Here is an 11,576-nt window from a genome sequence, read left to right on the forward strand (position 1 = left end):
GCGCTTCTGTTGCGGGCGGTTAGTTCAGATTGAAAACATCGATCTGACCCTTGTCCACCGCCACGACCAAAACTCAAAAAAGAGCATCGCCAGACACACTTGATAATCATTCCCATCAAGTGCAGGATGAGCGCCCGTTTCCTCGGCGGCCTCTTCCATGGCGGTTGCAGTCGGCATCCTCAATGCATTGCCAAGCGTGCAGCTTTGCGAGTTGCTGGGCCGCCTCGGCTATGGCTTCGCTGTGCTCGATCTGGAGCATGTGCTGCACGCGCCCGACACGCTGGAACATGCCATCCGCGCCTGCGAGTTGTCGGGCTGCGAGGCCTGGGTGCGCGTGCCGGAGGTGGACGAAAAACTGATTGGCCGCGTGCTGGATGCCGGCGCGCGCGGAATCGTGGTTCCGCGTACCGAGTCTGCGGCGCAGATCGGCGACGCCATCGCCGCGGCGCGCTTCCCGCCGCTGGGCCGGCGCGGCATCACCGGCGGCCGTGTCACCGGCTTCGGCAATGTCGATCTGCCCACCTACATCGCGCATGCCAATGCGAACACCCGTATCGTGCCGATGATCGAAAGCGCCGCCGGCGTGGCTGCCCTGCCGGAGATTCTTGCCATCCCAGGCGTGGCCCTGGTGATGGAAGGTGCGCTGGATCTTGCGCTGGATCTGGGTCTGGGCCCGCAGCCCACTCATCCGCAGGTGTGGGAATTGCTGCTGCAACTGCATGCGCAGTGTCTTGCTGCAAACGTCCCGTTCTGCCCCAACCCGCGCACTGACGCGCAGCGTGCGCACTGGCTGCAGCAGCCGGAGCTGCGCTGGCTGCTGGCCGGCGAAGACCGCGCGCTGATCCAACGCGCCCTGCGCGGCCATTTGGCCAGCCTTGCCGTCCCCCAATCACCTCCCGCCTGCAGGAGCACGCCGTAGATGTCGACGTTCCGTTTCCACGCCCTGGCCATCGCTATCGCGGCGAGCACGCTGACGCTGCCGCAGCTGGCGCGCGCAAGCGATACGCCGACGACCGATGCGCTTGATGCCAGCGGTGGCGGCACGCCGATTCGTGCACTGGATGCGATCCAGGTGCAAGGCAGCCTGCTCGGTCGCTCCAAACCCGACGATGTGCAGCGTTATGCCGGCAGCCGCCAGGTGATCGACCGCGAGCAGTTGCGCAATGGCGGCAACCGTTCGCTGGACGATGCATTGCAGCGCGTGCCCGGCATCAAGATCTTCGACGAAACCGGCACCGGCGCACTGCCGCAGCTGATGCTGCGCGGTCTGTACGAAAGCCGCAGCGGTCGTGTGCAGGTGCTCGAAGACGGCATTCCACTGGCGTTGGCCCCGTATGGGCAGACCAGCCTGTCGCTGTTTCCGGTAGGACTGAACCAGATCGACCGCATCGACATCGTGCGCGGCGGCGCGGCGGTGCAGTACGGGCCGAACAACGTGGGCGGGGTGATCAACCTGGTCAGCAAGGAGATCCCGAGCGCGTGGAGCACCACGCTGGCGCACAAGGTCACTGCCGGCGGCCAGGGCCGGTTCCTGCAGGACAGCGCGCTCAGCAGCGGCGGATATCTCACCGATAACTTCGGGATGCAGGTCGATGCCAATCGCACCTATGGCGAGTACTGGCGCGCGCATAGCGACACCGACATCAGCAATCTGCGCGTCCGTGCCGAATGGTGGCTGGACGACACCAAGCTGCTCAAGGCCAGCGTGCAGCGTTATCTGGTCGACATGGATCTGGCCGGCGCCCTCAGTCCGGACGATTACCGGCGCGACCCGCGCCAGTCCACCCGCCCGCTGGACAGCTTCAACGGCCGCACCACACGTGCGTCGCTGAGCTACGAACAGCTGCTGGGCGATTGGGGTCCGATGCAGGACGTGCGCCTGGATTGGAGCAACTTCAGTGCACGCAGCAGTCGCAATTTCATTGTCGGCATGCGCCAGGCCTCCACCGAAACGTGGCGTTCGGACCTGCCGCCGCAACTGCGCCAGACCGCACCGCGCGATTTCCGCGTGGTCGGCAGCGAGCCACGGCTGAGCTGGAGCATGGGCGATGCCGGTGGCGTGCGTCAGCAGTGGACTGCCGGGGTGCGTGCAGTGCGCGAGGACATCGATTTTCTGGTGGGCAATCTGCGTCTGCGCGACGGGCTGTTCAGCACCGTGCGCGATTGGCGGTTCGAAGACCGCGCGTTGGCCGCATACCTCAGCAACGCCATCACCCTGCCAGGCGAGCGCGTGACGATTACGCCGGGCCTGCGCTACGAACGCCTGGATTCGCGCTATTTCAATCGCGCCACCGGCGTCAGCACGCTCAACCAGACGCGCGATGTCCTGCCGGGGCTGACGTTGGGCTTCCAGGCAAACGAGCAATGGTTTTTCTACGCCGACGGGCAGCGTTCGATGCGTGCGCCGCAGGTCACCCAGATCATCTTCGGCAACAACCTGGATGCCGAACTGGCATGGAATTACGAGGCGGGCGCGCGCTATCAGCTCAACGAGCGGACACGTGTCCAGCTGGGCGGCTACCTCATCGATTTCGATCAGCAGATTCAGCTCGACAACACCACGCGCGTGTTCCGCAATCTCGGCAAGACCCGCCATCAAGGTGGCGAGCTGGAACTGCAATGGAGCCCGGAGCAACTGCGTGCGCTCACCCTCAACGCCAGTTATGCCTATCTGGATGCCAGCCAGGAATCGGGTGCATTCCGCGGCTTGCGCGTGCCTTACACCTCGCGCAACCAGATCACGCTGGGCGGCACTTACGCGCTCGGTCACACCACTGTCGCGCTTTCCGGCTATTACTTCAGCAAGGCCTTCAGCGACGCTGCCAACACCGTGCAGGAGAATGCCATCGCTTCGGTGGGTCAGTTGCCGGCCTACATGGTATGGAACACGCAAGTGAGCCATACCTTGTTCGAACGCGATGGACAGAAGTTCAGCGCATCGTTGGCGATCAACAACCTGTTCGACCGGCAATACTGGTTCCGTGGCGTGGACACCAGCCCCTGGGGGCGTCAGGCCGCGCCTGCGCGCACCGTCACTGCCGGACTGGAGTACACGTTTTGAACCTGCATCACCTGGCAAGCGCTGCACACGACCGACGCACACAGGCGTAGGTTGCGCGCGAAGCGACGGCGGTCGTACTGACAGCCGCCAAGACAACACGGCGTGCATGAGGCACGCATCATTGCCGCAGCACGCGGCATGCGATCGACGTATCGCAGGCCACCCAACGCCGCCATGGCGCCAGGCAGCCCGTTCAGTACCGGTTTTCCCCACCGTCCTGTCGAACGAGAGCTGCCATGACTGCGACATCCGCTGCACCGTTGGTGATCCTCACCCATGTCTGCCATCCGGCCATCACCGAAGGTTTCCTGCCCGCCGCGCGCGCGCTGGGCCTGCCGGTGTGGTTGCTGACCGACCACCGGCTCGATCACCTGGCCTATTTCCGCGAGCATCCAATCCATGCGCCACAACGGGTGATCGAATGCGATGTGTTCAATCCGCTCGGCGTCCTCGACGTACTGCACGATGCAGACATCACCCCGCGCGCGGTGTTCAGCAATAGCGACCATCTGCAGACCAGCACCGCGCTGGTGGCCGCAGCGCTTGGCCTGCCGGGCAAGGACTGGCAGGTGTGCTACGCCGCCAAGAACAAGGCTGCGATGCGCCAACGCTTGCGTGCGCGTGGACTGCCCTGCCCGTGGTTTTGCACGCTGGCGCCGGGCGCGGCGTTGCCGGCCCAGATTCCATGGCCTGTGGTGGCCAAGCCCCGCGAGGGCGTGGCGAGCCTGGATGTGCGCTGCTGCACCGATGCAGCGCAATTGCAGGCGTACCTGGACGATGGATGGCAGCGCCATCCGCAGCGCACCGTGCTGTTGGAAAGCATGCTGGAAGGTGCGCTGTTTACGCTGGAAACGCTGGGCGATGGCAAGCACCTGCAAGCCATCGGCGGCTTCAAGGTGCGATTGTCGCCGCCGCCGCATTTCGTCGAATGCGAAGCGCAGTGGGATGCCAACGCGGACACGCCGGTGATCGCGCAGGCGCTGCAACAGCTGCGCGCGTTCGGTGTCGGCTTCGGGCTGTGCCATAGCGAATTCATCCTCACCGCCGATGGCCCGGTGCTGGTGGAAATCAATTACCGCAGCATCGGCGATCGGCGCGAATTCCTGCTCGACGAGATGTTTTCCAAGCAATGGTTCAACGCGGCGCTGGCACCGCATCTGGGCCTGCCGTTGCCACAGCTCCGCAGTGCCCATGCGCATGCTTTGCTGCGCTACTACGTGGCCGAACACGACGGCGAATTGGTCGCCGCCAGCGAAGACCGCCGCCAGCGCGATGCGCACAGCGACGTGCAGTACCGGCGGATGCGCGCACCGGGCGAGCGCATCCGCCTGAGCCATTCCAACAAGGATTACCTGGGCGTGCTGAGTGCGTTGGCACGCGATGCGCAGACACTGCAACACGCAGTGGTGCAGGCCGAAGCGGGCCTGCAGTGGCGCATCGACGGCGCGGAACTGCGCGCATGAGCAGCATGGACGACCAACGCTACATCGCCACCCGCATCATCGATGCCTGCCTGCGCGAAGACCTGCGTGGGATTGCGACCCGCGGCAGTGCGGCGGTGCCGGATGCGCAGGTGCTGGCGCAGTGGACCGACCCCAGCCCGGTGCATGGATGGTGGCGCATCGCTCATCTGCCCGGCGGCACGATGTGGGTGCCGATCCATCGTCAAGGCGTGCTGCAGGACATCGGTGCCTGCGGCGACAGCTGGATTGTGCGCAGCGACGAGGGCGTGCATGTCGAACGTGGCGCGCACGCCTGGCTGCACCGCCTGAGCGCAGAACTCGACAGCGAAACGCAACAGCTGCATCGCGCCTACGCCGACGAAGCCGACTGCGCCGCCGCGCACCGCGGGCTGGCGCGGCAGGCCTACCACGCGCAGGCACCGGCGTTGCGCACTGCGCTGCATCACCGCGATGCCGCCGAGCGCGCCTACCGCTGCGACCAACTGGCCAGCTACCGCGACCATCCGTTCTATCCCACCGCGCGCGCCAAGGCCGGGCTGGATGCGGCCGAGCTGCGCCACTACGCGCCGGAATTCGCGCCGACCTTCGCGCTGCGTTGGCTGGCGGTTCCGCAGGCGTTGACGCAATGCACCAGCGCCCCGCCGGCCGAGCTGTGGCCGGATTTCGCCAGCCTGGGCCTGCCGCCCGAGTTGGCCGCCACGCATCTGCCCTGGCCGGTGCATCCGCTGGTGTGGGAGCGCCTGGAGCAGGAGGGCTTCGCACTGCCCGAGAACGTGCTGCGAGCGCCCAACGCCTGGCTGGACGTGCGCCCGACGCTGTCGGTGCGCACGCTGGTGCCGCTGCGGCATCCACACCTGCATCTCAAACTGCCCATTCCGATGCGCACGCTGGGCGCCCTCAACCTGCGTTTGATCAAGCCGTCCACGCTGTATGACGGGCATTGGATGGAGCGCGCGTTGCGGCGCATCGATGCGCTGGATCCTGCACTGCAAGGCCGCTGCGTGTTCGTCGACGAGTCGCACGGCGGGCATGTCGGGCAGACGCGGCATCTGGCCTATCTGGTGCGGCGCTACCCAGCGCTTGACGATGCCACGCTGGTCCCGGTGGCTGCGCTGTGCGCGCCCATGCCCGATGGCCGTCCGATGGCGATCCATCTTGCCGAGCGTTTTGCGCATGGCGACCTGCTGCATTGGTGGCGCGACTACACCGAACTGCTGCTTGCCGTACATCTGCGCCTGTGGCTGCGTTATGGCATTGCACTGGAAGCCAACCAGCAGAACAGCGTGCTGGTGTATGCCGATGGCCAAGCCACGCGCCTGTTGATGAAGGACAACGACGCTGCGCGGATTGCGCTGCCGCAGTTGCGCGCGGCGCTGCCGGAGCTGGATGCAATGGGCCCGCTGCAGGATGCGCGTATTGCGGTGGACGATCCGCAGGCGTTGGCGCAGATGTTCTGCACGATCGTGCTGCAGCTGGATCTGCAGGCGGTGCTGGAAGGCCTGGCCGAATGGCAACCCGCATTGCGCGCACCGTTATACGCGCAGCTGCAGGACCAGTTCGTTGCGACGCTGGCGCAACTGGACGCCGATGGCATCGATACCGGCCCTGCGCGCCGGCTGTTGGCCGCGCCACGGCTGCCGGTGAAATACCTGCTCAGCGCCGGCAGCCTGCTCAGCAAGCACCTCACCGGCGCCACCGACATCAACAAGTTCTACGGCGACAGCGCGCCCAATCCATTCGGCGATGCGTTCGCCGATACGCAACAACCGCCGCGCAAGCAAGCAGGCGTGCCGCGATGAGGCGCATCCTGGGTCCGGTGCTGGCTGCGCATTATCTGGCGGCATTCACGGCGTTGGGCATGCCGCTGTTTCTGCCGCAGGTGTTGGCCGAACTTGCACCCTCGGCCGCGGTGGGCTGGAGCGGCGTGCTGTATGTCTTGCCCACGCTCTGCACCGCACTGACGGCAAGCAGCTGGGGGCGTTGGGCGGACCGCCATGGACGCAAACGTTCGCTGCTGCGCGCACAACTGGGCCTGGCGCTGGGCTTTGCGATTGCCGGCTTCGCGCCGTCGCTGACCTGGCTGGTGATCGGCCTGCTCGTACAAGGCACCTGTGGCGGCTCGCTGGCGGCGGCCAATGCGTATCTGGCCAGCCAGCCGCAGGCCGGCCCGTTGGCGCGTGCATTGGACTGGACACAGTATTCGGCCCGCCTTGCCATGGTGAGCGCACCGGCACTGCTGGGCGTGGCACTGGCGCTGGGTCCTGCGCAATCGCTGTATCGCGCACTGGCGTTGCTGCCATTGATGGCGTTTGCGTTGACGTGGCGACTGCCGGCCGATCGGCCTGCTGCGCGAGAACACACTGCCGGCAAGGCTGCTACGTCTTCCAGGCACGCAGCTCCATCGCCTGCATCGCCGCGCACCCATGCCGCGCCGTTGTGGCCAGCCCTGCTGCTCGCACAGTTCTTGTTCTGCTTCGCGATGGTGGTGACATTCCCGTATTTCATCCCGTATGCGCTTGCGCGCGGCGCCGGCCACGATGCGCTTGCCGGTTTGCTCTACAGCCTGCCGCATCTGGTCTATCTGGTGGTGCTGCCCTGGTGGCGACGCGGTGATAGCGAGGCGTGGCTGGTGCCGGGCCTGGCGTTGTTTGCGGTGGCCTGCGTGTGGCAGGCGCTGTTGCACGATGCCGTCACATTGGCGGCAGCGCGGCTGTTGTTTGGCTTCGGCATGTTGTTCGGGCTGCGTGGGCTCAACCGCAGCCTGGCGCACATTGCCAGCGGGCATGGCGCCGGGCGCCTGTTCGGCCGCTTCGATGCCTGCGGCAAATGGGCCGGCGTGTTCGCCGGTGCCGCTGCCGGTGCACTGGCACAGGCGTCCGGCCCCGCCACCCCTTTCCTGGCTGCGGCGCTGGCTGCGGCCGCTGCTGCGCTCACCGTTCTGGTGCGCTTTCCTTCGAGGAGAACTGCCGATGTCGCCGCACACGATGCATGACCCCTGGTACGACAGCATGGCCGACGCGCAGGCCTGCAGCTGCTGGTTGAACTGCTATCTGCGCGAATTCGCGATTCCGCAGCATGCGGTGCAGTTCGACTATCGCGGGCTGGATCGACCCGGCCCGCGCGTGGCCGAACAACGCTGGCTGCGCATCGATCTGGGCGAGGTCGGGACGCTGTGCGTGCGCATCGCCTATGCCGATCGCCTGGGCCGCTGCCGGTTCGCCTCCGCGCCGTTTCTCAAGAGCGCCGGCAAGCCGTGGCATAGCCTGGATGCGCAAACGCTGGCACGCTGCCTGTTGCAGGCCCTGGGCAGCGCGCAGGACATCAACCCGGAGCTGCTGGCGCAAAGCGCCAATAGCGTGGCCGTCACCGCTGCGTTATTGCGCAAGGCCCAGGTCGCCGCCGCCACCGGCGAGGTAATGATCGACGCCGAACAATCGATGCTGTGGGGGCATGCATTGCACCCGACGCCCAAGAGCCGCGAAGGCGTGGATCTGGATCAGGTGCTGGCCTGCGCACCGGAAGCGCGCGCGTCGTTCCAGCTGTTCTGGTTCCGCATCGACCCGCGCCTGCTGCGCATCCAGGGACGCGACGTGCGCGCGACATTAAAGCAGCTCAGCGGCAGCGACGATCTCTATCCCTGCCACCCCTGGGAAGCGCAGCGGCTGCTCGACGCCCCCTTGCTGCGCAGCTTGCAGGCACGCGGCCTGATTACGCCGGTCGGCCCATTAGGCGATGCACTGCGGCCCACCTCGTCGGTCCGCACGCTGTACCACCCGGAACTTGCGTATTTCCTCAAGTGCTCGGTGCATGTGCGGCTCACCAACTGCGTGCGCAAGAATGCATGGTACGAACTGGAGAGCGCGGTTGCGCTCACCGAGCTGTTGGCACCGAGCTGGCGTGCCCTGGCCACACAGGTGCCGGGCTTCGATGTGATGCTGGAGCCGGCGGCGACTTCGCTGGACGTAGCGTCGGTCGATCCCGCATTGCATGCCGCCGACCCGTTGGCGGCGCGCACCTTGTCGGAGAGCTTCGGCATTCTGTACCGGCAAAACATTCCCGCCGCGCAACGTGCACGCTGGCAACCGCAGGTGGCTGCGGCCTTGTTCACCTGCGATGCGCAGGGCAATAGCGTGTGCGCCGCGCGCCTGCGGGCGCTCGGCAGCGCGCAGATGGGCCACCGAACCGCAACGCTGCTGTGGTTCCGCGCCTATGCCGGCCTGCTGCTGGACGGAGTGTGGAGCGCGCTGTTCCAGCACGGCATCGCGCTGGAGCCGCATCTGCAAAACACCGTGATCGGCTTTGCCGACGGCTGGCCGACGCGGGTGTGGGTCCGCGACCTGGAAGGCACCAAGCTGCTCGCCCATCACTGGCCGGCGGCGCGCCTGCGCGGCGTCGGCGAACGCGCATGCCAATCGCTGTACTACACCCCAGAACAGGGCTGGAACCGGGTGGCGTATTGCGCGCTGGTCAACAATCTGGCCGAGGCCATCTTTCATCTGGGCGAAGGTGATGCCGCACTCGAAGCGCGGCTATGGCAATGCGTGGGCGAGATCGCGCTGCGCTGGCAACAACGCCATGGCGCGCAAGCGGCGCTGCAGGGTCTGGTCGACGGCGCGCCGCTGCCGGGCAAGAACAATCTGGGTACCCGTCTCTGGCAGCGTGCCGACCGCCAATCCGACTACACCGCGCTGCCCAACCCCATCCCCCGCATCACGGCGCAGCGGCAGGTGGCGGCGTGAGTCTGCACATCGACACCGCCGCACTGCTTGCTGCCTTGCCGCAGGTGCGCGACCGCTGCGAAGGCCCGATCTGCGCGTATGTCTACGATCTGGCGGCATTGGACACGCATGCGGCCTGGATGCGTGCGCAGCTGCCGGCGCAGTGCGAGCTGTTCTATGCAGCCAAAGCCAATGCAGAACCGCCGATTCTGCAAACGCTGGCAGCGCACGTGGATGGCTTCGAAGCCGCATCCGGCGGCGAACTCGCCTGGCTGCATGCGCAGCAACCGCAGGCACCGTTGTTGTTCGGTGGCCCGGGCAAACTCGATACCGAACTCGCCCAGGCAGCCGCCCTGCCCGACTGCACCGTGCATGTGGAAAGCCTGAGCGAACTCGAACGCTTGGCGGCAATTGCAGCGCACGCCGGCCGCTGCGTGCCCGTGTTCCTGCGCATGAATATCGCCGTACCCGGCGCGCAGAGCACGCGCTTGATGATGGGCGGGCAACCCTCGCCGTTCGGCCTGGATCCAAGCGATCTGGATGCAGCAATCCGGCGAGTGCAGGCCAATCCATCGCTGCGCCTGGAAGGCTTCCATTTCCATCTGATGTCGCATCAACGCAGCGCCGCTGCGCAGCTGCATCTGGTGGCCGCCTACCTGCGCACCGTGCAGCAATGGCGACAGACCTATGCGCTTGGTCCACTGCGGGTAAACGCCGGTGGCGGCTTCGGTGTGGACTACCTGGCACCGGACGCGTCGTTCGATTGGGCCGGCTTCTGTGCCGGGCTACCCGCCCTGCTGGGCGAACACGGTACAGACCTGCGCTTGCGTCTGGAACCGGGCCGTTACCTCAGCGCCAGCTGCGGCTGGTACCTGATGGAGGTGCTCGATCTCAAACGCAGCCACGGCGCCTGGTTTGCGATCGCACGCGGCGGCACCCATCACTTCCGCACGCCGGCCGCGCAGGCGCACGATCATCCATTCCGCGTATTGCGCGGCACCCGCACCCCCGTGATCAGCGACACGCCGGTCACCCTGGTCGGCCAGTTATGCACGCCCAAGGATGTGCTGGCACGCGACCAGCATGTCGCCGCGCTGGCGCCTGGCGATTGCCTGGCCTTCCCGCTGGCGGGCGCGTATGCGTGGAATATTTCGCACCAGCACTTTCTGATGCACCCGGCACCGCAGATGGTGTTCTTGCCGGCGACGCATTACCTCGGTAACGCGACCTCGCCCGACCGCTGCACGGGCAACCGAATGTCTGCACGCAACTCGGCCTCGGCGACGGTTTCCGGATCATCGAGATAGAGGTAATGCAGCGGTGCCTCGCGCAGTGCGTAGCCGCTGTCCGGCAGCCAGCATGCGAGCACGTGGTCGAGTGCGTCTTCCAGTCCCGCGTAATTTCCCACATGACGCACGACCGCATGCAGGCCACCGCTGAGTTGGCGCAGGTGCAGGGGCGCTGACGGCGCCACGGCGGTGTCGAATGCCATCGCGCAGTCGAACAGGTGCTGCGGCGGCGGTACATCGCGGTGGTCGTTCAGCGGCAGTCCGATCAGCGCCTGCAAGTGGTCGATCACTGCGCTGCGCTCGGCCCACGCGGCGATGCGGCCGAAGCCACGGTCCAGGTCATCGAACGCGCCACGCCTGCGCAGCACCACCACTTCCAGGGGGTCGAGCACCTGCACCAGCACCTGCAATGGCGCGTCGTGCGCCTGCGCTGGCAGCGACGGGCCGGCCAGTTGCTGCAACTTCTGCGCGCGCAGCTGCGGTGCGTTACGCAGGCTTGAAGGGCTGGCCTGCAGCACCGTCCGAAACGCGCGCGCCAGCGCCTGCGGGGTGTGATAGCCGACTGCCAATGCCACCTCGGTGACCGAGCGGCCCTGCTCGCCCAGCAGATGCAGCGCATAACTCAGACGCAACCGCGCGGTGGTGGCGCCCAATGTCTCGCCCGCCAAGGCCCGGTAAACACGATGGAAATGCGGCGGCGATTGATGCGCCAGCGCGGCCAGCGTCGCCAGGTCCGGCAGCGGTTCGCCCGCGCGGATGCTGGCCTGCAAATGGGCCACGACGCGCTCGACTGCACGCTGCCGATGGAAGACGACCGATGTTGCTGCTGGCATGGGCGACTCCTCTGGAAGGCGGTGAGCATCGCGCACAGTGGCATCCGGCGCGGTCCCGATCTTGCGCATTTGCGGCACCTGGCCGCGTTGGTCGGGTCTAGCGGCATACAGTGGTTGGCACCCGTTCGCCAGTCGTCGGGCAGCTGCGGCGTTGAAACAAAGCAGCGATCCAAACCACTCCACGCAGCGGGCCTGCTTGCCCGTTTTCAGCG

At 66.4% G+C, this 11,576-nt stretch carries 8 protein-coding genes; 7 read left to right on the top strand and 1 reads right to left on the bottom strand.

What is annotated here, in order from left to right; translation table 11 throughout:
- Positions 1-157: 157 nt before the first annotated feature.
- The 7 genes from ACCQ16_RS15425 (at position 158) to ACCQ16_RS15455 (ending at position 10,549) form a co-directional block, all read left to right on the top strand.
- On the top strand, positions 158-919 hold the full coding sequence (locus ACCQ16_RS15425) for an HpcH/HpaI aldolase family protein (protein WP_277572556.1): 762 nt from the start codon (positions 158-160) through the stop codon (positions 917-919).
- Positions 920-3,061, top strand: a complete 2,142-nt coding sequence (locus ACCQ16_RS15430; protein ID WP_277572555.1) for a TonB-dependent receptor family protein — start codon at positions 920-922, stop codon at positions 3,059-3,061.
- 236 nt (positions 3,062-3,297) lie between these two features.
- Positions 3,298-4,524, top strand: a complete 1,227-nt coding sequence (locus ACCQ16_RS15435) for an ATP-grasp domain-containing protein (protein WP_071117923.1) — start codon at positions 3,298-3,300, stop codon at positions 4,522-4,524.
- The gene (locus ACCQ16_RS15440; protein ID WP_277572554.1) at positions 4,521-6,323 is read left to right on the top strand and encodes an IucA/IucC family protein; all 1,803 of its coding nucleotides are present in this window, start codon (positions 4,521-4,523) and stop codon (positions 6,321-6,323) included. Before ACCQ16_RS15435 ends, ACCQ16_RS15440 begins: the two co-directional genes overlap by 4 nt.
- Entirely contained in the window at positions 6,320-7,516 is a 1,197-nt protein-coding gene (locus ACCQ16_RS15445) for an MFS transporter (protein ID WP_277572553.1), read from the top strand. Before ACCQ16_RS15440 ends, ACCQ16_RS15445 begins: the two co-directional genes overlap by 4 nt.
- Positions 7,494-9,263, top strand: coding sequence for an IucA/IucC family protein (locus ACCQ16_RS15450; protein ID WP_372380004.1), 1,770 nt, complete (start codon positions 7,494-7,496; stop codon positions 9,261-9,263). The genes ACCQ16_RS15445 and ACCQ16_RS15450 overlap by 23 nt, the downstream gene beginning before the upstream one ends.
- On the top strand, positions 9,260-10,549 hold the full coding sequence (locus tag ACCQ16_RS15455; RefSeq protein ID WP_277572551.1) for a type III PLP-dependent enzyme: 1,290 nt from the start codon (positions 9,260-9,262) through the stop codon (positions 10,547-10,549). Before ACCQ16_RS15450 ends, ACCQ16_RS15455 begins: the two co-directional genes overlap by 4 nt.
- Here the strand turns inward: ACCQ16_RS15455 and ACCQ16_RS15460 are convergent.
- Positions 10,453-11,547 carry an AraC family transcriptional regulator gene (locus ACCQ16_RS15460; RefSeq protein WP_372172981.1) on the bottom strand — a complete coding sequence of 365 codons (1,095 nt, stop codon included), beginning with the start codon at positions 11,545-11,547 and terminating at the stop codon, positions 10,453-10,455. The genes ACCQ16_RS15455 and ACCQ16_RS15460 overlap by 97 nt on opposite strands.
- Positions 11,548-11,576: the final 29 nt, after the last annotated feature.

The organism is Xanthomonas sp. NCPPB 1062 (genome assembly GCF_041481705.2).
In the GTDB taxonomy this organism is placed as follows: Bacteria; Pseudomonadota; Gammaproteobacteria; order Xanthomonadales; family Xanthomonadaceae; genus Xanthomonas; species Xanthomonas euvesicatoria.